This is a genomic window from Pseudomonas neuropathica (assembly GCF_015461835.1).
In the GTDB taxonomy this organism is placed as follows: Bacteria; Pseudomonadota; Gammaproteobacteria; order Pseudomonadales; family Pseudomonadaceae; genus Aquipseudomonas; species Aquipseudomonas neuropathica.
In genome coordinates, this window is the sequence record NZ_JACOPX010000008.1 from 30,293 (window position 1) to 55,477 (window position 25,185).

Annotated in this window: 24 protein-coding genes and 1 pseudogene; 11 read left to right on the plus strand and 14 right to left on the minus strand. The window is 60.4% G+C overall.

Annotation, left to right across the window (positions count from 1 at the left end; genetic code table 11):
• Positions 1–14: 14 nt before the first annotated feature.
• A complete protein-coding gene (gene mqo, locus H8F23_RS12895; protein WP_194934615.1) occupies positions 15–1,661 on the minus strand; it encodes a malate dehydrogenase (quinone) in 1,647 nt (548 codons plus the stop codon).
• Between the two features lie 480 nt (positions 1,662–2,141).
• Here mqo and H8F23_RS12900 point away from each other — a divergent pair, with 480 nt between their 5' ends.
• The gene (locus H8F23_RS12900; RefSeq protein ID WP_038369331.1) at positions 2,142–2,573 is read left to right on the plus strand and encodes a nuclear transport factor 2 family protein; all 432 of its coding nucleotides are present in this window, start codon (positions 2,142–2,144) and stop codon (positions 2,571–2,573) included.
• A gap of 175 nt (positions 2,574–2,748) precedes the next feature.
• Here H8F23_RS12900 and H8F23_RS29295 read toward each other — a convergent pair whose 3' ends face one another.
• Both H8F23_RS29295 and H8F23_RS29300 read right to left on the minus strand, forming a co-directional pair.
• On the minus strand, positions 2,749–3,612 hold the full coding sequence (locus H8F23_RS29295) for a methyl-accepting chemotaxis protein (RefSeq protein ID WP_407692560.1): 864 nt from the start codon (positions 3,610–3,612) through the stop codon (positions 2,749–2,751).
• A pseudogene (locus tag H8F23_RS29300) lies at positions 3,607–4,380 on the minus strand (MCP four helix bundle domain-containing protein); the annotation flags it as partial. The gene H8F23_RS29295 and the pseudogene H8F23_RS29300, both read right to left, overlap by 6 nt.
• Before the next feature lie 226 nt (positions 4,381–4,606).
• On the opposite strand from H8F23_RS29300, the gene sodC reads away from it, so the two are divergent.
• The 3 genes from sodC to H8F23_RS12920 all read left to right on the plus strand — a co-directional run bounded on the left by sodC (position 4,607) and on the right by H8F23_RS12920 (position 6,085).
• A complete protein-coding gene (gene sodC / locus H8F23_RS12910) occupies positions 4,607–5,128 on the plus strand; it encodes a superoxide dismutase family protein (protein WP_194934617.1) in 522 nt (173 codons plus the stop codon).
• Positions 5,129–5,288: 160 nt separating this feature from the next.
• A complete protein-coding gene (locus tag H8F23_RS12915; protein WP_194934618.1) occupies positions 5,289–5,603 on the plus strand; it encodes a DUF2388 domain-containing protein in 315 nt (104 codons plus the stop codon).
• Positions 5,604–5,683: 80 nt separating this feature from the next.
• Positions 5,684–6,085 carry a hypothetical protein gene (locus tag H8F23_RS12920; protein ID WP_175559657.1) on the plus strand — a complete coding sequence of 134 codons (402 nt, stop codon included), beginning with the start codon at positions 5,684–5,686 and terminating at the stop codon, positions 6,083–6,085.
• On the opposite strand, the gene ligD is transcribed toward H8F23_RS12920, so the two are convergent.
• The 3 genes from ligD to H8F23_RS12935 are packed head-to-tail and all read right to left on the minus strand — an operon-like array spanning position 6,086 to position 11,036.
• A complete protein-coding gene (gene ligD / locus H8F23_RS12925; RefSeq protein ID WP_194934619.1) occupies positions 6,086–8,677 on the minus strand; it encodes a DNA ligase D in 2,592 nt (863 codons plus the stop codon). It abuts the gene before it with no gap.
• Between the two features lie 17 nt (positions 8,678–8,694).
• On the minus strand, positions 8,695–9,648 hold the full coding sequence (locus H8F23_RS12930; protein WP_116255375.1) for a methyltransferase: 954 nt from the start codon (positions 9,646–9,648) through the stop codon (positions 8,695–8,697).
• An 11-nt stretch (positions 9,649–9,659) separates the two neighbouring features.
• A complete protein-coding gene (locus H8F23_RS12935) occupies positions 9,660–11,036 on the minus strand; it encodes an iron-containing redox enzyme family protein (protein ID WP_194934620.1) in 1,377 nt (458 codons plus the stop codon).
• Between the two features lie 315 nt (positions 11,037–11,351).
• On the opposite strand from H8F23_RS12935, the gene H8F23_RS12940 reads away from it, so the two are divergent.
• Positions 11,352–11,810 (plus strand): REP-associated tyrosine transposase, encoded by a 459-nt coding sequence (locus H8F23_RS12940; RefSeq protein WP_194934783.1) that lies wholly within the window; start codon positions 11,352–11,354, stop codon positions 11,808–11,810.
• Between the two features lie 89 nt (positions 11,811–11,899).
• Here the strand turns inward: H8F23_RS12940 and H8F23_RS12945 are convergent, their stop codons facing one another.
• The gene (locus H8F23_RS12945) at positions 11,900–12,658 is read right to left on the minus strand and encodes a tellurite resistance TerB family protein (RefSeq protein ID WP_194934621.1); all 759 of its coding nucleotides are present in this window, start codon (positions 12,656–12,658) and stop codon (positions 11,900–11,902) included.
• 259 nt (positions 12,659–12,917) lie between these two features.
• Here H8F23_RS12945 and pcsA point away from each other — a divergent pair, with 259 nt between their 5' ends.
• Positions 12,918–13,640: a phosphatidylcholine synthase gene (gene pcsA / locus H8F23_RS12950; protein ID WP_007919592.1), complete on the plus strand. Its 723-nt coding sequence runs from the start codon at positions 12,918–12,920 to the stop codon at positions 13,638–13,640.
• Between the two features lie 152 nt (positions 13,641–13,792).
• On the opposite strand, the gene H8F23_RS12955 is transcribed toward pcsA, so the two are convergent.
• Together H8F23_RS12955 and H8F23_RS12960 are read right to left on the minus strand one after the other, a co-directional pair.
• Positions 13,793–14,605, minus strand: coding sequence for a class I SAM-dependent methyltransferase (locus tag H8F23_RS12955; RefSeq protein WP_186624851.1), 813 nt, complete (start codon positions 14,603–14,605; stop codon positions 13,793–13,795).
• Between the two features lie 33 nt (positions 14,606–14,638).
• The gene (locus H8F23_RS12960) at positions 14,639–14,911 is read right to left on the minus strand and encodes a DUF4242 domain-containing protein (RefSeq protein ID WP_093438958.1); all 273 of its coding nucleotides are present in this window, start codon (positions 14,909–14,911) and stop codon (positions 14,639–14,641) included.
• A 225-nt stretch (positions 14,912–15,136) separates the two neighbouring features.
• Between H8F23_RS12960 and H8F23_RS12965 the strand changes: the two genes are divergently transcribed.
• Positions 15,137–15,598: a GNAT family N-acetyltransferase gene (locus H8F23_RS12965; RefSeq protein ID WP_194934622.1), complete on the plus strand. Its 462-nt coding sequence runs from the start codon at positions 15,137–15,139 to the stop codon at positions 15,596–15,598.
• Between the two features lie 16 nt (positions 15,599–15,614).
• Here H8F23_RS12965 and H8F23_RS12970 read toward each other — a convergent pair whose 3' ends face one another.
• The 3 genes from H8F23_RS12970 to H8F23_RS12980 all read right to left on the minus strand — a co-directional run bounded on the left by H8F23_RS12970 (position 15,615) and on the right by H8F23_RS12980 (position 17,487).
• Positions 15,615–16,826 (minus strand): cytochrome c biogenesis protein DipZ, encoded by a 1,212-nt coding sequence (locus H8F23_RS12970; RefSeq protein ID WP_194934623.1) that lies wholly within the window; start codon positions 16,824–16,826, stop codon positions 15,615–15,617.
• A gap of 37 nt (positions 16,827–16,863) precedes the next feature.
• Positions 16,864–17,160 (minus strand): hypothetical protein, encoded by a 297-nt coding sequence (locus H8F23_RS12975; protein ID WP_194934624.1) that lies wholly within the window; start codon positions 17,158–17,160, stop codon positions 16,864–16,866.
• A gap of 63 nt (positions 17,161–17,223) precedes the next feature.
• Positions 17,224–17,487 carry a DUF2790 domain-containing protein gene (locus H8F23_RS12980; RefSeq protein WP_194934625.1) on the minus strand — a complete coding sequence of 88 codons (264 nt, stop codon included), beginning with the start codon at positions 17,485–17,487 and terminating at the stop codon, positions 17,224–17,226.
• Positions 17,488–17,783: 296 nt separating this feature from the next.
• Here H8F23_RS12980 and H8F23_RS12985 point away from each other — a divergent pair, with 296 nt between their 5' ends.
• From H8F23_RS12985 to H8F23_RS13000, 4 genes are all read left to right on the plus strand, one after another.
• Positions 17,784–18,524, plus strand: a complete 741-nt coding sequence (locus tag H8F23_RS12985; protein WP_007919579.1) for a response regulator — start codon at positions 17,784–17,786, stop codon at positions 18,522–18,524.
• Entirely contained in the window at positions 18,521–19,828 is a 1,308-nt protein-coding gene (locus H8F23_RS12990; protein WP_194934626.1) for an ATP-binding protein, read from the plus strand. Before H8F23_RS12985 ends, H8F23_RS12990 begins: the two co-directional genes overlap by 4 nt.
• A gap of 241 nt (positions 19,829–20,069) precedes the next feature.
• The gene (locus H8F23_RS12995; RefSeq protein ID WP_194934627.1) at positions 20,070–22,250 is read left to right on the plus strand and encodes a hypothetical protein; all 2,181 of its coding nucleotides are present in this window, start codon (positions 20,070–20,072) and stop codon (positions 22,248–22,250) included.
• Entirely contained in the window at positions 22,237–23,265 is a 1,029-nt protein-coding gene (locus H8F23_RS13000) for an NAD(P)/FAD-dependent oxidoreductase (RefSeq protein ID WP_194934628.1), read from the plus strand. Before H8F23_RS12995 ends, H8F23_RS13000 begins: the two co-directional genes overlap by 14 nt.
• 1 nt (position 23,266) lies before the next feature.
• Here the strand turns inward: H8F23_RS13000 and H8F23_RS13005 are convergent, their stop codons facing one another.
• Both H8F23_RS13005 and H8F23_RS13010 read right to left on the minus strand, forming a co-directional pair.
• Positions 23,267–24,019, minus strand: a complete 753-nt coding sequence (locus H8F23_RS13005) for an HvfC family RiPP maturation protein (RefSeq protein WP_194934629.1) — start codon at positions 24,017–24,019, stop codon at positions 23,267–23,269.
• Positions 24,012–24,851 carry an HvfB family MNIO-type RiPP peptide maturase gene (locus tag H8F23_RS13010; protein WP_194934630.1) on the minus strand — a complete coding sequence of 280 codons (840 nt, stop codon included), beginning with the start codon at positions 24,849–24,851 and terminating at the stop codon, positions 24,012–24,014. The genes H8F23_RS13005 and H8F23_RS13010 overlap by 8 nt, the downstream gene beginning before the upstream one ends.
• Positions 24,852–25,185: the final 334 nt, after the last annotated feature.

The following is a 25,185-nucleotide window of genomic DNA, read 5'->3' on the forward strand; positions in this document are numbered from 1 at the left end:
TGTCAGGCGTTTAGTTACAGCGCCATGTCACGTGCAGCGTTTTCCTTCGGTGCTTCAGCTTTTCCAGCGGCAGGTGCAGCCGGAGCAGTCACCTGACCGATCACTGGAGGTGTCGGCAGTTCGAGGATCTTGGCGGTGTACGCCCACTCTGCAGCCACTTTGGCTGGATCGTTGTTCAGCTGGGTGCCGTAGCTTGGCACGATCTGGTGCAGCTTGGACTGCCACTCAGGCGTTGCGACTTTGTCTTTGAAGACTTTCTGCAGCACGCTCAGCATGATCGGTGCAGCGGTCGACGCGCCTGGCGATGCGCCCAGCAGGCCGGCGATGGAGCCGTCTTGTGCAGCAACGATTTCGGTGCCCAGTTTCAGCACGCCACCTGCGGCTTCATCACGCTTGATGATCTGCACGCGTTGGCCGGCTTGCCACAGGCGCCAGTCTTCGGCTTTGGCGTTCGGGAAGTATTCCTTCAGCGCGTTCAGACGGTCTTCATCCGACAGCATCAGTTGGCCAGCCAGGTACTCGACCAGCGGGTATTCCTTGATGCCGACTTTGGTCATAGGCCAGATGTTGTGGGTGGTGGTGCTGGTCAGCAGGTCGAGGTACGAACCTTCCTTCAGGAACTTGGTGCTGAAGGTTGCGAATGGGCCAAACAGGATGACGCGCTTGCCGTCCAGAACACGGGTGTCCAGGTGCGGAACGGACATCGGTGGTGCGCCAACCGACGCTTTACCGTAGGCCTTGGCCAAATGCTGTTCAGCGATGGCCGGGTTATCGGTCACCAGGAACGAGCCGCCTACCGGGAAGCCAGCGTATTCCTTGGCTTCAGGAATGCCCGACTTCTGCAGCAGGTGCAGTGCACCGCCGCCAGCGCCGATGAACACGAACTTGGCGTCGGTTTCGGTTTTAGTGCCGTCTTTCAGGTTTTTGTAGCTGACGCGCCAAGTGCCATCGGCATTCTTGGTGATGTCCTGGACTTCGCTCGACAGTTTCAGATCGAAGTTAGGCTTGGTCTGCAGGTACGTGGCGAACTGGCGGGTGATTTCGCCGAAGTTCATGTCGGTACCCAGCGGGCTCCAGGTGGCCGCGATTTTCTGGTTCGGGTCACGCCCTTCCATCATCAGCGGGACCCACTTCTTGATCACAGCCGGGTCTTCGGAGTACTGCATGCCGGCGAACAGCGGGCTCGCTTGCAGGGCTTCGTAGCGCTTTTTCAGGAACTTGATGTTGTCATCGCCCCACACGAAGCTCATGTGCGGCGTGGTGTTGATGAACGAGCGAGGGTTCTTCAGAACGCCTTGCTGAACCTGCCAGGCCCAGAACTGACGGGAGACCTGGAACGCTTCGTTGATCTCGACGGCTTTCGGGATCGTCACGTTGCCTTTGTCGTCTTCCGGGGTGTAGTTCAGCTCAGCGAGCGCCGAGTGACCGGTACCGGCGTTGTTCCAGCCGTTGGAGCTTTCCAGGGCGACGCCGTCGAGGCGCTCGACCATTTCCATCGACCAGGTTGGCTCCAGCTCATTGATCCACACACCGAGGGTGGTGCTCATGATGCCGCCGCCGATCAGCAGGACGTCGACTTTCTTTGCTTCGTCAGCATTGGCGGATGTCATCCCCATCGCCAAAGCCAGACCCAGCAGGGCTGTGTTCACTTTTTTAAACATCTGTTGCACCTATGATAAAACGCCTTCCGCCCGCCGCTGTTATCAGTATGCGATCCGCTTTGATGACGCTCAGGCTCGCGTCGCAGATTCCGGCACACTTCAATTTTGACGGGTGGGCACACAAGGCCGACATGCTGCATCGACCTCAGTTAATGTCCCTTCTGAACTGACTTCTTATCATTATTGGCTCAGCTACTTGAGCGACAGGGATTCCGTCGGCCCGCCCAGAGGCAAGCAAACTGAATAAGGTCAAACCAAGTTGGCGCGAAGAATATCACGTCAGGGCAAACCCGCGCGTCTGTTCCCGACTTGAGAGTCTTTTTCCGCTCAGGACACTATCGGCCGACGAAGGCTGAACATGACCCCTGAAGACTAAGGATGTGGAAGGAGTGCCTAAGTTCTGGATAACCTGCTAAGTTGTACGATGACTGACGAACAAGTCGCGCAGTCATCACCCATAACAACAAGGAAACAACTTCCATGACCAAAACCCGACTCCTCATCGGTTTCCTCTGCGCCTTTAACGGCTACGCCATGGCCGCCTCTGCCCCGGCGGAAAAAGACGTTGCCCAAGCGGTCGATCATCTGACCCAGGCGATGCTGCACAAGGACATCGCCGAACTGAACGCGCTCACCGCGCCCAACCTGACTTATGGCCATTCCAGCGGCAAGATCCAGGACAAGAAAGAGTTCATCGCCGACATCGAAACCGGCAAGAGCGCGTTCAAAACACTAGAGATGCAAAACCAGACCATTACCCTGTCCGGCGATACCGCGCTGGTGCGCCACCACTTTTCCGCGCAGGCGTTGAAGGGGACCGAAGTCGTGCCGACCGAGATCGAGAATTTCCAGATCTGGCAGAAGCAGGACGGCAAATGGTTGTTGGTGGGGCGGCAGGCGTTCAAGTTTTGATTGTGGTGAATTTATCCAGCATTAGTGTCGGCTGAACTGACCTCTTCGCGAGCAAGCTCGCTCCCACAGTGTTCGGTGGCGCAGCGAATATTGCATGTACACCACGAAACTTGTGGGAGCGAGCTTGCTCGCGAAAGCTGCAGCCCGGCTAACACAAATACGATGGATTTCACCTCTACAACCGAAACCGATCTACCGACTGCGCCAACTGCCCCGCCAGACTCGACAACTCGTCAGTAGTATTCGCCGTCTGCCCGATCACCCGGCTGTTGCCCTCGGACATCCCGGCAATCATTTCCACCTGATGGGCAATCTCGTTACTGGCCTGGCTCTGCTCACCAATCGTGCGGGTGATGTCGTTGACTAGTTGCGTCGTGCTCAACGTCGCATCGAGGATTTCGCGGATGGCCCGCTCGACATCCGCCGTCACCGCCATGCCCTTGTCGACCTGCGCGACACCCGCCTCCATGCTGCTGACCGCCTCGCGGGTGCTGTGTTGAATGCGCGCGACCATTGCGGCGATTTCCTGGGTCGAGGCGCTGGTGCGTGCCGCCAGACTACGCACTTCGTCCGCGACCACCGCAAAGCCCCGACCCTGCTCGCCGGCACGGGCCGCTTCAATGGCGGCATTGAGCGCCAGCAGATTGGTCTGGTCGGCAATGCTCTTGATCACCTGGATGATGTTGAAAATGGCTTCGGATTCCTGATCCAGCGTGCGGATCACCTGGGCTGACTGTTGCGCTGATCGGGCGATATCGTCCATGTCGCTGACCACTTGATGAATGACCCCGCCGCCCTCCTTGGCCAGGGTTTCGGCCTGACTGGCCATGCTCAGGGCTCGTTCGGCGTGGCGGGTGATTTCCTCGATGCTCGCGGTCATCTGGCTGGCGGCAGCGGCCATGGTGCTGGCGGCGACGCTTTGTTGCTGGCTGCTGTCGGCGACCTGATGGCAGCCGTGGCTGAGTTGCTCGCTCATGCCACTGACGCCGTGAGCATTGCGTCGCACCACGTCGATCATGTTGCGCAAGTCGCGCTGCATGGTTGCCAGTGTGCGTATCAGAGTACTGGCTTCGTCCTTGCCGGATGGCTCGGCAATCGACTCGCTGAGATTGCCGTGGGCGATGCTTTCGGCGATGCGACTGGCAGTCTTCAACGGCCCCATGATGCTCAGAATGACCCAGCGCCCCTGTATCAAGAGCAACACAAGACTGGCGATCAACACCACGCCGAGCGCGACGTTGGCGCTGCGGATGGCTGACTCGGTGCCTGCGCTGGTCTGCCGCGTATTGGACTCGATCAGCTCGCTCAACGCGGCCATTTGTTCTTCAAGCTGGCCAAACGCCGTGTTGAACGTGCCCAGTTCCTGTTGAGCTGCATCAGGGTTGTCCAGCGCCAGCCCGACAATCCGTTCGCCCGCATTGATATAGGTATCGAGGCTCGGTTTGATCTGCTCCAGCGCCGTGCGCAATGCCGGATTGATCGGTAACTTGAGGTTTTCCTCGAGCACCTCACGAAAATGCCCGGCATGCTCGTTGATCGAATCGCGTACCTCGCTTGCCGTGCTGGTGCTTTTGCCCAGCCCGACCAGCATCGCCGAGTAGACATCGGCGCGCAGGGCGTCGTGCATCATGTCGGCTTCCATGTGGTTGCGCAGCGCGCTCATGCTGACCGCGTTATCGCTGACCGCCGAGGCCATCCGCTGATTGCCGACATAACTGACCAGACTCACGATCAAGGCTGTCAGCAGACTTGTCACAATCAGCAACACTAAACGCAGTTTGATCGACACCGGATTTTCCTCACTCATCACGCCCGTAAGCGCTTGTCAGCCTTCAGTTAAGCCTATTTGCGCAGGTCTGCCGCGCCAGAGCGTGTCGGCAGGTGTCGGCATGCTGGCCAAAGGCAGCAAAACTTTCGGATTGCGCGGCAAGTCTCACTTTTCAACGCGCACGGCCAACGCCTTCATCGCCGGTTAATGCCGGCAGGCTATTGAGTCCGTCGCTCTGAACATTCGTACAGAAAAGGAAACGCCTATGAAACGCGCATTGTGGTTGGGTCTGCTCGGCACCTTCGCCATCGGCACCGCACAAGCGGCGACGGAAAAAGTCGCGATCAATCTGGTCAGCGCTGACGGCGCGCCGCAGGCGATCGGCTCGGTCACCATCAGTGAAACGGCGTATGGCCTGTTGTTCACGCCTGACTTGAAATCTCTGCCGACCGGCGTGCACGGTTTCCACGTGCATGAAAACGGCAGCTGCGAGCCCGGCATGAAGGATGGCGTGAAAGGCGCCGCACTGGCTGCGGGCGGGCATTTCGACCCGCAAAAAACCGGCAAACACCTAGGCCCGTATGCTGACGGTCATTTGGGTGACCTTCCGGCGATTTATGTGACTGCGGACGGCATCGCCAACTATCCCGTACTGGCGCCGCGTCTGAAGAAGATATCCGAGATCAAAGGTCACGCCCTGATGATCCACGCCGGGGGCGACAACCACGCCGATATGCCCAAACCACTGGGCGGTGGCGGTGATCGCATGGCCTGCGGGGTGATCTGACTCATCGCAGCTTGAAAAACGGGCAACCCGCCACGGCGTTGCCCGCATCTGTTTTGCAATAACTCAGACTTTTCAGCGCCACGGAACTCCCGTCGCGCGCGCCCCTCTCACATTATGTAGACCTTCCCTTTTTGCTTCGCGCTTGTGGAGGAACACCGTCATGCGCAAGTTAGTGCTTATTTCTTCCTTACTCTTATGCCTGCCGGTCGGTTCGGCGTTGGCCCGCGTCGATGCGGGTGATGTCGCCACCTCGGCCGGTGTCTCCGCGTCGCTGTACTCGACCTTTAAGGATCACAAAATGGTGATTCCGGCCCGTGACGACTTGTCTGCATTTGTCGCCAGTGGCGGGGCCATTCGTGGGGTTTATCTTGAATCGGTGCTGCAACAGGCTCGCCAGGAAAATCCTGGACTCAATGCCAGTGATGAAGATCTGGCCAACGCGATTCTGGTGCATTACGAAGGCCTGAATCAGTAGCCGACACGGAAAACGCAGCCGATGGATGGCTGCTGAAGGCGCATAGGCAAAACTGTCCGACGGCCTCTATGATGGAGGCCATGACGACTTCTGTGCCCTTGCGCTCCCCCTGCCCGCCCGGCGCCTGCATTTGCGGGCGCGATCCGTTGCTGGAGACGCCCGGCGCGGATTTGCGCATCCTGCGCCTGACCCGAGAGGAAGAAAAACGCCTGCTCGCTCGCCTCGAAATGCTCAAAGACCTGAATGACCTCAAACATCTGCAACAGCGCATGTTCGAGCAATTGGGGATTCGCGTCGACGTCGCTCCCGGTTTCAACGAAGTGCGCACCATGCGTGGTATCGCAATTCAAATCGACGAGTTACCGGGCCTGTGCCGCAAGACACGTGCAGCAATCCCGGCCGCCATTCGCCGCGGACTGGAAAACCACCCGGAAATCGCCTTCGAATTGCTCAACGCTCACGACTTGCTGCGCGACACCTGATCACTTTTTCAGCCCCAGGCGTTTGCGCATTTCGGCGGTGATGCTCTGGCGGGTTTTCTTCATGTCGGCCCACGGCTCGTCACCGACCTCAGCCAACCGCTCATGAACGTTGTGCACGTTCCACTGATTGCCGCCCTTGAGCTCGGCAACCTCTTCGCGAAACAGCGGCACCGACACCGGCAAGCCTTCGCGGGTGCGCGCGGCGTAAGCGCAGATAGTGGTGGCGCCCAGACCGTTGCGCAGGTAATCGATAAAGATCCGCCCGACGCGGTTTTTCGGCCCGGACACCGCAGAAAAACGCTCCGGCAACAGCTTGGCGATATGACTGACGATGGCGTGGCTGAAGTCCTTGACCTCGTCCCAACCGAGTTTGCGGGTCAGCGGCACCACCAGGTGAATACCCTTGCCGCCGCTGGTTTTGAGAAACGCCTTGAGACCCAGTTCATCAAGTACGGTCAATGTCAGTGCCGTCGCTTCGACCATGCTTTTCCATGGCAGTGCCGGATCCGGATCGAGGTCAAGAACGAAGCGATCGGGCTTGTCCAGATCGACCGTGGTCGCGTTCCAGGTGTGCAGTTCGACGGTGCTCATCTGTACCGCGCCGATCAGCGCCTCGGCGTTGTTGATCAGCATCACCGGTTGCCCGGTGACGTCTTTGTCCAGCGTGGTAATGCCGGGGATCGCCAGGCGTTCAGCGTTCTTCTGGAAGAATAATTCGCCGGCGATGCCGTCCGGCGCGCGCACCAGCGCGACCGGACGATCCTTGAGCTGCGGCAGGATCCATTCGGCAACGCTAGCGTAGTACTCGGCCAGTTGCATCTTGGTGGTGCCGCTGACTGTGTCGATCACCCGATCCGGGTGAGTGATGCGCACCTTGCCGTTGGCCAGTCCGAGCTGCGACGGTGCGGTTTCTGCGCTGCTCGCCGGGGCTTTTTTCGGCGCTTTCTTCGTGGCTGATTTCTTCGCTGCAGTCTTCACCGGTTTCGCTCGCTCCTCAGTGATGGCTTTGGCCGGTTTGTCATTGCGCAAGCCATGAAACACGGCGTGGCGCACTGAACCGTCCTTGGTCATTTCGGCAAATGCGACTTCCGCCAGCAGTTTCGGCTTGAGCCAGTGCACGCCTTTGACCTCGAAGCCGCTGGGTGGATTGACCACCGCCGGCTTCTTCACCTGCAACGGTTTGAGCTGGGCCAGAATGCTTTTCAACGTCGACTCGTTGAAACCGGTGCCGACTTTGCCGGCGTAGCGCAACTCGCCGCTGTCGCGATCATGCAGCCCCAGCAGCAAGGCGCCGAAGGCACTGCGCGAACCTTTCGGATCGGTGTAGCCGATGATGACGAATTCCTGGCGATGTTTGCACTTGAGCTTGATCCAGTCACTGCTGCGCCGGGATACATAAGGCGAGCCGAGGCGTTTGCCGATCAGGCCTTCCATCTGCATCTGGCAGGCGCTGTTGAGCAGCGCATCCGGGGTTTCGTCGAAGGCTTCGGAGAAGCGCAACAACGGTTGCTCATGACTGCCGAGCACCGTGGCCAGCGCAGCGCGACGTTCCTCGACCGGCACTTCACGCAGGTCGACACCGTTGAGATACGGCAGATCGAACAGGTAGTAGAGAATGTTGCCGCTGCTTCCAGCTTCAAAAGCATTTTGCAGGGCCTGAAAGTCCGGTACGCCGTGTTCGTTGGCGACAACCATTTCGCCGTCGAGCCACGCCGATTCCAATCCCAGCGCGGCCAGGGCAGCGGCCTGTTGCGGCAACTTGTGCGTCCAGTCATGACCGTTGCGAGTGAACAGTTGCACCTGATCATGATCGATGCGCGCCATGATCCGGTAGCCATCGAATTTGATCTCGTAACTCCACTGCCCTTGCGGCGCGCTGTCGACCAGCGTTGCCAGTTCCGGTTTCAGTTGTGCCGGCAGTTTGGCTTTTTGCGCACCGTTGAGCTTGCCGGTCGCAGTTTTGCGTGTCTTGGCCGGGGGCTTTTTCAGCGGTTTGCTTTGCTCGGCGGCCAGTTTGGGTTTGCCCACTAACGTGCGTTCGCTCAGCACACTGTCCGGTTCGGCCAGCAACACGTCGTAATCATCCTGCGGCCGTGCGGCGCTGTCCTGATGCTTGATCAAAAACCATTGTTCTTTTTTGCCCGGCATGTGCGTGCGCACCAGGTTCCAGATACCGCCGAGCTTCTCGCCTTGCAGTTCGAACTTGAGCTTGCCCTTGGCGTAGGCCTTGTGCGGATCTTCCAGCGGTATCCACACGCCACGATCCCAGACAATCACATCGCCGGCGCCGTAATGCCCTTGCGGAATGCTGCCCTCAAACGTTGCGTAATCCAGCGGATGATCCTCGACATGCACCGCCAGCCGCTTGACCTTGGGGTCGAGTGACGGCCCTTTTGGCACCGCCCAGCTCTTCAGTGCGCCATCGAGTTCCAGGCGAAAGTCATAATGCAGGTGTGAAGCGTCGTGCTTCTGGATGCAGAACTGCAGAGCATGCTCGGCAGCGGTTTTACGTCCCGAGCGCTTGACGGCAGCCGGTTCCGAGGTCGCCGAAAAATCGCGCATGCGGTTGTAGTCGTCGAGGTTCCTGTTCATCGTGCACCTGCCTTGTTTCAGCCCATTCGGGTCACGGTCAGCGCCACCACTGCGATGCGGTCGACCCGTTGATAGCCGGGGTTGAGCAGTTCTTCGCCAAAAACATCCGGGTCGAGTTCGCGGTACGTCCAGCCGAAACGTTTTTCATCGAGGCGTGGCAGCACGGTGTCGAGAAACGGATCACGACCATCGACCATCGCCACACCGGTGTAGAGCAGCAGCGAGCCACCAGGCGCCAATCGATTCAAGGCCTGTTCGACGATGCGCAGCGAAAGCCCTGCCCCCAGCGTCCCGCCACCGTGGCGATAGGCGCGTTCCGCCGGGTCGGCCATGTACGGCGGGTTGGCGACGATCAGGTCGAACTCGCCGTCGACGCCCTGCAACAGATCACTGGCGCGCACGTCGACGTTAGCGACTTCCGCCAGTGCGGCGTTGATCGCGGTCAGACGCAGCGCTGCAGGGTTGATGTCCAGCGCCAGCACCTCTGCCTCGCGACGGGCGCGGCCGATCAGAATCGCACCGACGCCAGCGCCGCAGCCGATGTCCACCGCGCGATGGATCGGCGCGAAGTTCTGCTGCAGATGGGCGTGGATCAATTGCGCAAAGCGGTAGGTGTCGGGGCCGAAAAACACCGCGTCAGCGGCCTCGGTGGGAAATGCCGAATGGACGAACAGCAAATCATCCAGGCTCGACCAGCGCACCCGACTCTTCAGCTCACCTTCGTAGTGATCAATGATCTGTGCATCTTGCAGTTGCCGCTGTTCATCGGCCGACAACAACCCCGGCGTGAACGGACGCGACCAGCCGAACACATCGCGCAAAGAGTCGGCCATCTGGCCCTCGTCACGCTGGTTGACCCGTTGATGGGTCAACGGCGTCGGCGTGGTGAACCGATATCCGTCTGCCAACAAGCGCCGGCCCAATTGCAGCAGCACGAGGTCGTTGGGGCAGAGTTGTTCTTCCTGATTCATCGGCGGTGTCCTTAAGGCAAGCGGGATTTGAGTTCGATAAAACGCCGGGTGGCGAGCAGCCCGGCCGGGTGTGCATGGCGGGCCGGGGCGAGCCAGGGGATCAAAATCGCCATTTGCGCCGAGGCATCCTGACCTTGCAGCGCGGTGTTGAGCGCCTGTACGTCGGGGTCCTGTGCAAGCCCTTCGATGGGCGCTGCGGTCTGACTGTGCCGCCGAACGGGTTTCGCTTTATCCGACAGCGTCCAGTCGCCGGCGATCCAGTCGTGCACCAGTTGTTTCTCGTAGGCATTGAACACGCCGAACATCGCCGCACCGTCGCCTGCGATCAGTTGCCAAAAACGGCTGGCCTGCGGGTCTTCGTGGCGTTTGATCCAGCCCTTGTTCTGCAACGCTTGAAGAAATCCGGGCAATTGCTCCGGTGCGGCCAGCCACTGATTGACGGTCTGCCCTTCGAAACGGCAGTAATCGGAATGCATGTGTTGGGCGAATGGGCACTTGCGCTCGAGCATCGCCAGCAATTGCTGCTCGAGGTCGAAGCCTTCAATGATTGCGCGGCTGCCCTGCCCCAGATCGTTGAGCCGATAGCCCAGCGCTACCCGACGCAGAAATTCGGCGCGATCGGCCTCGAGCGGCAGCAGGTCAAGCGCCGCCTGTACGGCTTTTTGCGCATGGCCGGTGCTGGCGTTGTCGATGGTCACGTGCAGGGTGAAATAGTACGGATCGATGCCTAGCTCACTGAGTTCGTAACTGCTGATCAACAGGTGCAACGGCAGTTGTTCATAGCCGAGGTTGTAGCCGATCACCTCGGGCAAATAATCAGCACCACAGACACCGAGGGCCAGCTGTATCGCGCCTTGCAGGTAGCGTTCATCGTCGATGGCGCTGCCATCCTGCAAATCGTGCTCGGCGAGTAATTTCTGATAAATCACCACGTGATTTTGCGCCGGATTGCCTTCGCCCAGCTCTTCCAGAAAGGTTCGCAGCAGGCCCTGGAAACGCGGGTCTTGCCAGCGCGGCAACAGACCATGGAGCCAAGCGCCGTCGACTAGTTTGGTCGGTGCGACCGCTTGCAGAAAATACAGTGCCTGCGCCTTGCCACGGAAGAATTGCCGAGGCCCGCCGGCCTTGCGCTGTTGCAGGTAATCGGCGTATTGCCGGGCGACGTCGGCGCAATGTTCGGCTACCCAGGCGTGCCACGTTGCCGGGTCTTCAGGCAACACATCGGTAAGTTGCGCGGCGTGTTGCAGTTGCTCCTGCAAAAACGCCTGCGCAAGGTCTTGGGAATCGTCATCGCGCAACAACGCTTCATAGACCTGCCGCATGTTCCCGGCGGCGTTCATCAGGTGCGGTTGGGCAGGCGCGGCTTGCAGGGGTGTCAGGACAGTCATGGCAAAATTCTCGGTCGGTTGGCAGGACGCTGTTCCACACGCCTCTACAGCAGCAGAGAGGCAGCGCCTGCGAAAAATTCAATCGACGTGAAAATTGCCCGGACGGACGGCCGTCTGCGCGATCCTCGCACACACTTGATTCCTCTGTAGGAGCTGCCGAAGGCTGCGATCTTTTGATTTTGATTTTAAAAAACAAGATCAAAAGATCGCAGCCTTCGGCATCTCCTACGGGGTTACATCGTGCAATGGGTTGAGTTCGCGTAAAGGTGAGGGATGGCTAACGTTCAGGAACGATGTTTTTGGGAGGGCAAAGGAATGCCTGTTGCTGCAAAGGCGTGTGGATTACGCAAGGGACGCTATAGCGAGGCTGGACGTATTTATCTGCTCACCGCCGTCGTTTACGAACGTCAGTCAATATTTTCGGATTGGCGTTTGGGAAGACTGCTGGTAGAGCAAATGCGTGCAGCCGATGACGAGGGAATGGTTCAGTCGCTGGCGTGGGTGGTGATGCCGGATCATCTGCATTGGCTGATTGAATTGAAACAAGGTTCATTGGCAGCGCTCATGTGCCGCGTGAAATCGCGCAGTTGTCGCTCGATCAATCTCAAGCGTGGCAGTCAGGGACGGTTATGGCATCGCGGTTACTACGACCGGGCGTTGCGTCGCGATGAAGATCTTAAAGCGGCGGCCCGATATATCGTTATGAACCCGATACGCGCCGGATTGGTTCGGCGTGTGGGGGACTACCCGTTATGGGATGCAATTTGGTTTTGAAGATCAAAAGATCGCAGCCTTCGGCAGCTCCTACATGGAATGATGTACACCCTGTAGCTGCCGAAGGCTGCGATCTTTTGATGTTGCTTTCAGGCCTGGCCCTTGGCCTGCTGTTCCAGATGCACCTGCAACTCAGGATCGATCCGCAATGCTGCTGCCAGTTCATCCAGATAACTGCGCTCGTCGTCCTGCTGGTCATCCACGAGTATCACGCTGACCAGATACATTTCAGCGGCCATGGCCGGATCGCCTTTGGCCGCCTGCGCGACTTCGCTGGCGTCCAGCGGTTTCGAGACTTCGTCCTCAAACCATTGCTGCAATTGTGGGTCGTCGGTGTGTTTGCTGATTTCCCCACTGATCATCTGTTGTTCCCGGGCGTCGATCTCACCGTCAGCCTTGGCCGCCGCGATCAACGCGCGCAATACAGCGTGGCTGTGCTCCTCGACTTCCGGGCCGGCAAGCAGATTCGCCGTTTGCGGGACCTGTTGCGGGGCTGCGCTGGCCTGACTGCGTTGCCAGGCTTGATACGCCTGATAGGCCATCATCCCCAGTGACGCCAACGCCGCATAGTTGGTGCCGCCGGAGCGACTTTGCGTACCGCCCCCACCGCCCAGTGCCCCACCCAATGCGCCGCCAAGACCACCACCGGCACCGCCGCCGAGCAAGCCGCCCAAGCCGCCAAGTCCACCGGCAGATCCGCCGCCGCTGGCCGCGCCCGAGCCGCCGCCGAGCAGTCCACCCAGCAACCCACCCAAACCACCCAAACCAGCGCCGGCAGACGCTGAAGATTGTTGTCCCGCCGAGGCCTGGCCTCGCAGCAGTTGTTCAAGCAAATCGCTGGTGTTCATGACGTCATCCTCAAGCATTGGCAGTGACTGCGTCTGGCAACGATAGACCCCTCAAGCCATAGCGCCAGCACCGTTTGGCTGACACTCAAGGGTCTGACGGATTTCGCCCGCGTTTTTTTTCGCCGGCCAGCTAAGATTGATCAGTGGTGAACCTTATCCCGGCCAGACCGGTCGATAGCTGCAACCCCGACCCGGTTTGCCGGCGCCCTGCTACTCAAGGGTGATACCCGGCTTGCTTCACTTTCTGGAGAACGCCCCCGTGATATCGACCGTACACATCGCCAGGCTCAAAGCATGGGGCGCACATGGTTTTACCGCGACTGGCGTGGTCACAGCCTTCCTGGCCACCCTCGCCCTGTTGGAAAACCAGCCGACCCATTGCCTGATGTGGCTGGGCGTGGCGCTGATTGTCGACGGCCTCGACGGCGCACTGGCGCGCAAGGTCAACGTGCAATCGGTGCTGCCGAGCTTCGACGGTTCGATCCTCGATCTGGTGATCGATTACCTGACATACGTGTTCATCCCGGCGCTGTTCATCTATCGCTACATTCCGTTGCCCGACTACACCCTGCTGCTGACCGTGTCGCTGATTCTGGTGTCGTCGCTGTTCTGCTTCTGCAACGTCAACATGAAGAGCAAGGACAACTACTTTGTCGGCTTTCCGGCGGCGTGGAATGTGGTCGCACTGTGCCTTTACATCATTGGGCCGGGGCCGTGGATCACCTTCCTGACCGTGATCGGTCTGGCGTTGCTGACGGTGACGCGAATGAAGTTCCTGCACCCGTTCCGCGTGCGCCGGTTCATGCCGATCAACATTGCGGTGACGGCGATCTGGCTGCTGTGCAGTTTGTCGCTGGTGCTCAACCACCCGGTGATCAACCCGTTGGTGATGGGCTTGTGGTTGCTGATGTCGGCGTACTTTCTGGGGATCTGCATCTGGCGCACGGCGCTGGAGTGGTTTGATCGGCCGCAGGTGAAATAGGTCTTCCGCCCCAGCTACATTTACCCTTGTGGGAGCGAGCTTGCTCGCGAAGACGGAGTGTCAGACAACATCTGTGTTGAATGACACAGCGCTTTCGCGAGCAAGCTCGCTCCCACAGGGGGATCACCACAAATTTGAAAATGGTGTGTGACTCAGCGTTTAGTGATCACCACCTCCAGATACTCACTCGGCACCACCAGCGAACCCTCTCCCGCCCGATTCAACCGATTGAGCAAATCCGCCAGATCACTCTCCAGCGCCTGCCCGCTCTCCGGCGGTAATGCCGCAAAGGCCTTATGCACCGGCCCATACCAATGGCGAAAGATGTCGATGAAATGCGCCGCCGAGCGATAGCGGAAATTGAAATCGCGCCGTGTCACCCGCAGCAGAAAATCACGGTCATCGAAATGTTTGTGCAGCCAGGCATCGGAGCCCCAATTCGAGGGAGGCTGGGCACCAGCCGGCGGTGGCAGATGCCGGCCCAAAACCTTGAACATCTGCCCGACAAAACCTTCCGGCGTCCAGTTGGCCAGACCGATCCGCCCACCACGGCGACAAACCCGGCCCAGCTCGGCCGCAGCCGTGTCCTGATCCGGCGCGAACATCACACCAAAGGTCGACAGCACCGCGTCGTAACTCTCGTCGGCGAACGGCAGCGCTTCGGCATCGGCCACCTGAAACGTCACGTCCAGATGCTCCGCCCGGGCCCGATCCTGGCCGCGTTCCAACAAAGCCGCGATGTAGTCGGTCGAGGTGACCTGGCAGCCACGGCGCGCCGCCGCCAGCGTCGCATTACCGTTGCCGGCAGCGACATCCAGCACCTCTTCATCGCAACGCAGGTCACAGGCTTCGGCAAGGTTTTCGCCGACGATTTGCAACGTCGTGCCAATCAAGGCGTAGTCGCCACTGGCCCAGGCGACTTTCTGGCGTTCCTTCAGGGCTGTCAGATCAATCGGGGTACTCATAAGAGTGAACTCCGCTGCGGGTGGGGTCGGTGATCATTCGGCCGTCGTCGGATCGATGACCGTCATCACTCGCGCCACACTGTTGGCAGGAAATCCTCCAAGCCTGGCGTGTTCGCGTACCTGCTCTTCGTCAGGCGCGATGTACACGCAATAGATTTTGTCGGCGGTGACATAACTCTGCAGCCACTGCACCTGTGGCCCAAGTTCGCGCAACACCTGGCAGGACGTTTGTGAGACGTTTTTGAGTTCGGCTTCGGACAGCTTCCCGGCCCCTGGAATCTCGCGTTCAATCACGAATTTCGGCATGGCAACCTCGCGCTCTTGTTATGGGGCAAGGCCGGCAGTGACCCTGCTCAGGCACTATCGCGCCGAGACCGCTCGGCGTCCCTGCCAATCGTCTGGCAACCCCGTAAAACCGGGGGTTTGCCGATGAGCGGTGGAAATCTGTAAAGCGTCTGGAACACCTGGAAGATTGCCAACGTTCGAGGATTGGTTTCTGATGCCCGCTCGCCTCTGGAACGGACTCTACCGATGTCACTGAAACTCGATTGGCTCGCGCATCACATGCACCACAGCGACCGTTATGCTCAATGGATCCACCAGCAATTCCCCTACGAATACATCGACCAACCGCTGGCTGAATGGCAGCGTGAATTTGCCGAGGGCCAAGGCAATGGCGACTGGTCCTGCCTGATCGCCATGGACGGTGAACATCTGGTCGGCGGCGCGGCGCTGGCACGCGATGACCTCGCCCTGCGCCCTGATCTTGGTCCTTGGCTGGCCTGCGTGTTCGTCAGTCCTGAAGCGCGCGGGCAAGGCCTGGCAGAACGCTTGATTGCAGGGATTTGTCAGGAGGCGAAAGAGTGCGGGTTTGCGCGTTTGTATCTGCATACGCAGACCAAGCAGGACTATTACGCCAAACGCGGCTGGCAGGTCCTGGAGCGTTTTCGCGCCTGGGACAATGAACAATGGCTCATGGTCCGCGACCTTTGAGCCATTGGTTTGCTGATCACGCCGCAGGCGCCTTAGCCTCCTCCAGCAACTGCTGGATCATCTGTTCCTGCGCCTCGTAGCGACCTTCGCCGAAGTGGCTGTAACGCACCTGCCCCTTGGCGTCGATCAGGTAATGCGCCGGCCAGTACTGGTTGTCGAAGTTACGCCAGATCGCGTAGTTGTTGTCGATGGCCACCGGGTAGGTGATGCCGAGCTTTTTCACCTGATCCCTGACGTTGTCGATGATCCGCTCGTAGCCGTATTCCGGGGTGTGCACGCCGATCACCACGAGGCCGTCCTTCTCGTACTTCTTCGCCCAGTCCTTGACGTACGGCAGGGTGTGCTGGCAGTTGATGCAGTCGTAGGTCCAAAAGTCCACCAGCACCACTTTGCCACGCAGGGCATCTGCGTTCAGTTCAGGCGAATTCAACCATTGCACGGCGCCAGCGAGTGACGGCATCGCGCCTTTGCCCTCCTCCATCGGCGAGTCCGCACGGACTTTGCTGATGAAGTAGTCGACCACTTTCGGCACGTTTTCCAACACGCTTTTTTCGACGCTGGCGACGCCTTCAGAGGAGGTGTTCGCCAACAAGGTTTTATCGAAGCCGGTGGCAATCACCGCTGCCGTCGCCAGTACCGCAACCCCGGCACCACGACGCAACCAACCGGTGAACGGGATCGACGGTTTCAAGCGGTTGACCAAGCCGCGCCCGGCGAAGATCAGTGTGCCCAGCGACAATGCACTGCCGGCACCGTAGGCCAGCAGCAACAGGCTGGTCTGCGCGTTGGCGCCTTGCAGCATGGCACCGGTGAGAATCACCCCGAGAATCGGTCCCGCGCAAGGTGCCCACAGCAGTCCGGTGGCCACGCCGAGCATGATCGAACCCATAGGCCCGGCCTTTTTCCGGGTGTCCGGGTCCAGACGATTGCCGAGCATCACCAGAGGACGCGTCAGCCAGTCGCCGATGCGCGCCGAGATCAGCGACAGGGCGAACACGCTCATCACGATCAGCGCGACGTACCGGCCACTGTTGCTGGCCTTGATCACCCATTCGCTGCTGACCACGGCGAGGCTGGAGATCAGCGCGAAGGTCAGGGCCATGCCGCCGAGGGTCAACAGTATCGAAGCGCGACTGCGTTGAGCGCCGGCAAACAGAAACGGCACCACCGGCAGGATGCAGGGGCTGAGCACGGTCAGCAGACCGCCGAGAAATGCGATGAGGTACATAGTGAGTCACCCTTGATCAATGATTGTAACGAGCCGTTCAGACGCTCTGGCTTTCCAGCCATTGGCTCTGCGGCGTACGGCTGGCGCCGTTCTCGGCAAACATCTGGCCCTGTGGCGTGCGGCTGGAGCCATCAGCGGCAAACATCTGCCCTTGTGGCGTACGACTGGTACCGTCAGCCGCGATCAGGCCGTCGCTGCCCTGCTGGGCCACCGGCGTCAGTTGGAAGCAGGTGCTGCTGTGGCAGCTATGCTGTTCAACCGCAGCGTTGGCATGGGCGGCGACGCCGGCCAGGGAGAAAGCAATGGCGGTGAAAAAGCGCGCGACGTTGTTCATGGTCTGGTTCCTTCTATAAAGAGTTGGCCTGGTGCCGTTGATGGCTTGATTGCCGTTGATGACTCAGTTGTCGTTGTTGCAACCGTCGGCAAATTTGCTGTAATCGAGCACACGGGTTTTGCCGGCCGAATCGAGGTAGGTCATGCGTGCCTCGACGATGCCGCAACCCACCGAGTTGTCCTCCTTCAGCGAGATCACTTTCTGGATATCCAGGTGGGTGCCGTAGATGTAGGTTTGCGCGGTAATAGCGGCTTCGGCCCGGGCCGAGAGCGTGCAGATGTTCAGCGCGGCAAACAGGCAGGCGGCGATTACGGATTTGTTGTTCATGGCGTTTTCCTCAAGGCTTCAGTGGGTTTGAGCCGAGGCGATCTGTGTGGGCCTCGATGGGGCCTATTTGAGGCTCGCGAGGTATCGCCTCTGTGTCAGGAACAGGCGCGTTTCAATCGCTGTGTATCCCTGCCATCGGGGGATACACAGCGATACAAAACCCTGGAAAATTCGCGTTTTTGCGTTCCCGTGTATCCACCGATACGGCAGATACACTGCAATACAAAGGCAGGCAGCCGAGCCGCAGCAGGCTCGATACACTGCACGGCAGTCCCTTTTGATAGAGGTTTGCACCGATGGATCATGTCGATCACATACTCATCGTCGACGACGACCGCGAAATCCGCGAGCTGGTCGGCAATTACCTGAAGAAGAACGGACTGCGCACCACGGTGGTCGCCGATGGCCGGCAGATGCGCAGCTTTCTCGAAGCCAACACCGTCGACCTGATCGTGCTCGACATCATGATGCCCGGCGACGATGGCCTGCAGTTGTGCCGCGAATTGCGGGTGGGCAAACACAAGGCCACGCCGGTTCTGATGCTGACCGCGCGCAACGATGAAACCGACCGCATCATCGGCCTGGAAATGGGCGCCGACGATTACCTGACCAAACCGTTCGCCGCCCGCGAATTGCTCGCGCGGATCAACGCCGTACTGCGCCGCACGCGGATGCTGCCGCCAAATCTGGTGGTCACCGAGGCCGGTCGCTTGCTCGCCTTCGGCCGTTGGCAACTGGACACATCGGCCCGCCACCTGCTCGACAAGGATGGCACCATGGTCGCCCTCAGCGGCGCCGAATACCGTTTGCTGCGAGTGTTCCTCGATCACCCGCAACGGGTGCTCAGCCGCGACCAACTGCTCAATCTGACCCAGGGTCGTGATGCCGATCTGTTTGACCGCTCGATCGATTTGCTGGTCAGCCGTTTGCGTCAGCGTCTTCTGGATGATGCGCGCGAGCCGGCCTACATCAAGACCGTGCGCAGCGAAGGTTACGTGTTCTCGCTGCCGGTCGAAATTCTCGGGGCCCCGGCATGAGTGTCAATCTGCACTGGCCGCGCACCCTCGCCTCGCGCCTGTCGCTGATTTTCCTGATCGGCCTGTTGCTCGCTCAGGCGCTGTCGTTCGGCGCGCAATATTACGAGCGTTACCAAAGCGCCAAGAACACCATGCTTGGCAATCTGGAAACCGACGTGTCGACCTCGATTGCGATCCTTGATCGCTTGCCTGCCGAAGAGCGCCCTGCCTGGCTCGAGCGTCTGGCGCGAAAAAATTATGGCTACCTGTTGAGCGAAGGCGAACCGGGCACACCGATCGAGGCCGGTGATGTACCGGTGGCGGTCACCTCGATCACCGAAGCCATCGGTGAACGCTATCCGCTGACCTTCACCGATATTCCCGGGCCAAAGAAACACTTTCAGGGCCATTTGCGCCTGAGCGACGGCAGCCCGGTGACCATCGACGTGCGCCCCGCCATGGTCCCGCTGTCGCCCTGGTTGCCGGTGGTCTTGCTCGGCCAACTGGCGTTGATGATTGCCTGCACCTGGCTGGCCGTGCGCATCGCGATCCGCCCGCTGACCCGGCTTTCCAATGCCGTGGAAACTCTTGACCCCAACGCCCACCCGATCCACCTCGACGAAAGCGGCCCGAACGAAGTGGTCTACGCTGCGCGCGCATTCAACGCGATGCAGGCGCGCATTGCCGCTTACCTCAAGGAGCGCATGCAATTGCTCGCGGCGATTTCCCATGATCTGCAAACGCCGATCACGCGGATGAAACTGCGCGCCGAACTCATGGACGATTGCGCCGAGAAAGACAAACTGTGGAATGACCTCAGCGAGATGGAACACCTGGTGCGCGAAGGCGTGGCGTATGCGCGCAGCATCCATGGTTCGACCGAAGAAAGCCGCCGCACCAACATGGATTCCTTCCTCGAAAGCCTGGTGTTCGACTATCAGGACATGGGCAAGCAGGTGCAACTGGTCGGCAAGAGTGCGGCGGTCATCGACACCCGTCCTCATGCGTTGCGCCGGGTTCTGGTGAACCTGACCGACAACGCACTGAAATTCGCCGGCGCCGCCGAAGTCTGGGTCGAAGCGAACAAGGGCAACCTGGCGATCACCGTCATGGACCGCGGCCCGGGCATCGCCGACGCCGAACTGGCGCAGGTGCTGCAACCGTTCTACCGCGTGGAAAACTCGCGCAATCGCGATACCGGCGGCACCGGGCTGGGACTGGCGATCGCCCAGCAACTGGCCATGGCGCTCGGTGGTTCACTGACGTTGAGCAATCGCGAGGGTGGCGGGTTGTGCGCTGAACTGAAGCTGCCGCTGCATCCATAAACGCTTTAACGGCGCCTGTTTAAACGCTACCGACCAGTACCGGTCGGTAGCCTGCACACCGCCGCGCCAATGCCTACAACTTCATCAGAATCCACTGACTGTGCGCCTTGGCTGATGCGCTTATGGTTGTGTTGCCCGTTTCGCACTGTTCACCATTGGTCGCCACTGTCAGATCTGACAGTAGCAAGTCAGCGCCGGGCTACGGTTCCATGACAATTGGCCCAATCTGTCGAGGCGCAACATGACTCTGCTCGAATCCGTTACCCACCTGTGTACGCGCCTGGCGCCCGGCGGCTGGCATTCGCTGATGCTCGCCCACGGCCTGGACTTGCTGGCTGAACCGCTGGCGGCGGAACTGCACAAGCCCCTGAAAATCGACCGGTCAATACCCGGATTTACCGATTTCGCAACGACCGGCAGCCGGGCGATCGAGGCAGGCGCACCGGCGCACAGCCTGCTGTATCACGCGCTGGCCTCGCCAAACGTGCTCAGCGATGAAAACGGCCAGACATTACAGCTGTTTCCCACAGCCGCCGAGATCGAGACCGTGCTCGACTATGTCTACAGCGTCAGTCCGCCCACGCTCGACAGCCTGCGCCACAAAGCCCGGGGCGCGCCGTTGGCGGTGGTCGCGTTTGCCAGTGAATATCGCTGCGCCGCCGACACCGTGCATGGCCGGCATGCCGACCTGTGCTTCTCGCGTACCGGTATCGCCCGCGTCGGCACCGCCCCCCCGTGCTATGACGCAACGCTGCGCAGTTTCCTGCCCTTCGTCGACGATGACCCGCACGGCATCCGGGTGATGCCAGTGCGCTACAGCGCCTACATTGCCGTGCAACTCAAGGGCGATGCCGAGCGCTTCGGGCCGATGGATTTTCAGGTGGACCTCGACCCCGGACTGGATTTCTGGGTGCCCGTGCACAAGCTGTTCAATGGTTCGCAGTGCCTGGAGGGTCTGAACCTGACGGTGACGCTGGGCAACCACCAGATCAACGAAAAACTGCGGCATGTCCATTTGCGCCACAGCGGTACCGGTTGGCAGGAACCGCAGATCAGCCAGCCACCCTTCGTCGTCACGGAAAATCTTGCGCATTGGGCCTCGACTGTAGATCTCGGCCCCGGTCTGCTGGTGCCTGAAGCCAGAGCCCGGCTGGTGGCGCCCGTCGAATATCAGGGGCAGCCCTTGTCCTTTGTGCTGCCGGCCAATACCGGCGGCATGGTGCACGGACGTCATCGGGTCGAAGCGGATGGCAGCATCGAAGACCTGAACGAGCATGAAGGTGTCGAGGCGTTGGTACGTCAGGGCGGTTATCGCGCCTTGCATTATCAGGACGGCACTGCCGATGGCTGGGTGTTGCCACGCTGCCCGATGCTGGAAAACCATTTGCCGTTCGTCGCAGCCTATTCGCTGATCGGCCCCCCGGACTTCTATCCGTTATGCAGTCAACGCAAGCTGTTGCACTGGGTCAGCGACGAACCGGCGTTACCAAGTGCCGGTCTCTGGCACGCCCGACTTGAAGCGCTCTCCAACGTACGCTACTGCGCCAACCTCGATCTGCAGGATCAACTGTTCACCCCGACTGACCGAGGGGTGAGCGCCATCGTTGCCCTCGCCGATCAAACCGACACGGTGCAATCCACTGCCCCGCTACCACCGTCATCGCGGCCGACCTCGCTGCCCGACGGCGCCGCCGGGGTGTTCGGGCCTGGCTGGGAGGTCGGCTGGGTTCGCCAGCGCACGGCAGACGACGAGTGGATCAACGTCCTCGCCGGTTATCAGATGGCCAGCCCGTTTCCCGAGGATGCGAAGATCTGCGCGGCGCTAGGTTCTTTCTGGCCCGGCGTGGCACCGGATTCGGCACGGGTCTTTGAGCCGCGCTCGACGCTGCACAGCATCATTCCCCTGACCGATGAGGAAATCGGCATGGGCGGCGTGGCCTGGGATAATCAGCGCGGCCCGCAACTGATCACTCAAGACGATCGGCTGATCGTCCAGTACCACGCGTACGCCCATGCCGATTACACACAGGTGGCCCTCGATGGCCAGTTCTCCCTGAGCACGACCGGCCACACTGCGCAAACCGTCTATCAGCAGCGCGTGCGTTCGATGTATCGCGTGTACCGGGCGCTCGGCGCCGCCAGCGATAAACCCCTGCGCAATGCCTGGCCACTGTTGTCGTTCGTTGACGTGCAGCGGCCGAACGCGGAACTGGACAGCGCGCAGGGGCAAGCCGGGCAGCTCCTCGACGGCTGGGTGCAGCGCTTTTTGCTGTACAAGCGCGGTGCCGTGCAGATCCCTGCAAGTGATTTCAGGTTGCGCCACGTCGAAGTCGAAGAGCTGGTGATCTTGCTGCTCAGCGCCGATGCAATCCTGATCAAACGCGACACCCTGCCATGGCGGGTCGCCCATGAAACATTTTGATGTTGTGGTCGTCGGCGCCGGCCCTGCGGGCTGCGCAACGGCTATCAGTTGCGCCCGTCACGGGTTGCGCGTGGCCTTGATCGAACGGCAGGCGTTCCCCCGGTTTCGCCCCGGCGAAAGCCTGCATCCGGGCATCGAACCGCTGCTCCGACAACTGGGAGTCGCCGAGCAGCTGTGTGGCCGCGGAGCCCGGCGCTTTGACGGCCACTGGGTGCACTGGAACGGTGTGCCGCGCTTCAATGCCTTTGGCGCCGATGATCGCGGCGCCTGGCAGGGCTTTCATCTGGAGCGGGCGCAACTGGATGCGACGTTACTGGCGCAAGCGGCCACGTTAGGGGTGGAGATCAGTCAGCCCTGCCGGGCACGGCGAGTGCTGACTCAGGCCAATCAGGTGATCGGTGTGGAGACCGACAGCGCACGCCTTTACGCGACCTGCCTGATCGATGCCAGTGGCGCTTGCGACTGGCTCGCTCGCCAACTCGGTCTGCCGGTTCGCCACTGTTCACCGCCGCTGGTGGCGCGTTACGGCTACTTGCAAGGTCACAGCGCAACCTATGCAACAACCGCGCACTTGCTGGCCGATCCTGACGGATGGACCTGGATCGCCCAGGTCGAGCCGCAGTTGCTGCACTGGACGCACCTGACGTTCGAGAACAACAGGCGCTCGACGAAGCTTCCCGAGGCCCTGCAAGCATTGCCAGCCGTAGGGCGGATACGCGGCGCCGATGTAACCTGGCACATCACCCCGGCCGTCACCGGTGCCGGCTATTTTCTGGTGGGCGATGCCGCCAACCGGCTCGACCCGGCGTCCTCCCACGGCGTGCTCAAAGCGTTGATGAGCGGTATGCAAGCCGCGCAAGCCGTAGCGGATGGTCTGCGCCAACCGGCCTTGCAAACAGCGGCGCAGGCGCAATATCGCCAATGGCTGAACGCAGGATTCGCACGCGATGTGGCGCACCTGCGCGACTTCTATCGTCTGCATCCCTGCCCGCCGTCGTGGCTGCCTGCCGCATGACTTAAAGGACGCTGGCGAGCACGCCCTCCTGGTGAAACTGCCGCAACAACGCCGATCCGCTGTCCATGAACGTTTCGGTGTCGGCCACCCCTGCTTCTACTGCCAGATCTTGCAATTGCTGGCGGCCATCAAGGTCAGGAAACGCTTCAATGCGCTGTAACAGGCGCCAGGCCAGCGGGCTCAGCTCGGAAAACTGCACATTCCAGTCTGCCGTGCGCCGCACCAGCAACAGGGTCGGATGCGCCGGCGGCGTGGCGGGCTGATGGTTCGGATCAAGTGCATGCACCGGCCACACATACGCCAATGGCCAGGCCAGTGCCGAGATCTGCAGCGGACGCTCCAGCAACAGCGCCGGATCGCTTGGCGGCAGCGCCTGAGCATCGGACTGCTGCAAGGCCATCTCGACCCATTCGTAATGCGCCAGCTCGAGCAGAAACGCCGGCCACTCGCCCTCGCGCAACACCTGCGGTGGCGAAGCGAGATAGTCGAGAAACGTTTCGGCAATCTCTCCAAACTTTGGGGTCTGCGCCCGCCACTCGCGCAAAAAGCCTCGTACCAGCAGGCCCCAGCGTTGTTCCCCGATGATTCGGATCAACACCGGAAACGTGCCGCTCAACAATTGCGAAACGTTGTTGAACACCAGATCGCGATAAACGTTGACCCGCGCCACGTTCATGTCGGCCGGTGGCGATTGATGTTCGGGATCGCGCAAATACCGGGTCAGCGCCTGTTGTTGCAGTATCAGGTTATCCACGAGGGCGACCTCCGGCTTGCAAATGGCGAATGGTCTGCAACTCGGCGACCAGTTCGGAAAATGCCGGGAAATTGAAGTCCCGCTCAAGCAGCGTTGGCTGCGCGCCAAACCGCCTATAAGCCTCCGCCAGCAGAGACCACACGACCGGTTTGACTGAGGCACCATGGGTGTCGATTTTCAGCGTGTCGGACTCATCGAAATGCCCCGCCACATGCATCCCGACCACCCGGTCCGGCTCGATACCGGCGAGAAAGGTTTGCGGATCGAAGCCGTGATTGATCGCGTTGACATAGACATTGTTGACGTCCAGCAGCAGGTCACAATCGGCCTCGCGCAACACGGCATTGGTGAAGCTCACCTCGTCCATGTCCTGGCGCGGGGCGGCATAGTAGGAGACGTTTTCCACGGCCAGGCGCCGGCCGAGAATGTCCTGAGCCTGACGGATCCGCGCGGCAACGTGCTGCACCGCTTCTTCGGTGAACGGTAACGGTAGCAAGTCATACAGATGCCCGTCATCGCTGCAGTAACTCAGGTGCTCGCTGTACAGCGGCACGTTGTAACGGTCGAGAAACACCCGGACCTCCTGCAAGAATCTGACGTCCAGCGGCGCCGACCCGCCCAGCGACAGCGACAAGCCGTGACAGGACAACGGATAGCGCTCGGCCAGTTCACGTAACGCCGCACCGTGCGCGCCGCCGACTCCGATCCAGTTTTCCGGGGCGATTTCGAGAAAGTCGAAGGCGCCGCTACGGGCAGCCTGCAGGTCTTTCAGCAGACCACGGCGCAGGCCGAAGCCAACACTGGGTGGCATTGATGAGGGCGGCGTATGCATGGGATGTACCTCAGCAGTGGGTTTGCCACATTTGAGCCGCCGGATGTATTGCGGTTGTGTGCAGATGACCGGGCATTTGCAGCCCTGTGTGTCCCACCATCACGGCGATACACAGTGATACAGATTCTCTGACGATCAATATTGTGGGAGCGAGCCTGCTCGCTCCCACAGGTTTTCGTTGCTCACAAATCCAGCGACACGCCCGGACCGGGGCTAGACTCCTTTATTACCCAGTCGAGGGGGACGCAGGACGTCAGCCGTGCCCTGCCCAACTCCGTGACCACCGCCCGGTGGCGCACGCCTCGACCCTCGACGCCGCCGGACCGTGATCCTG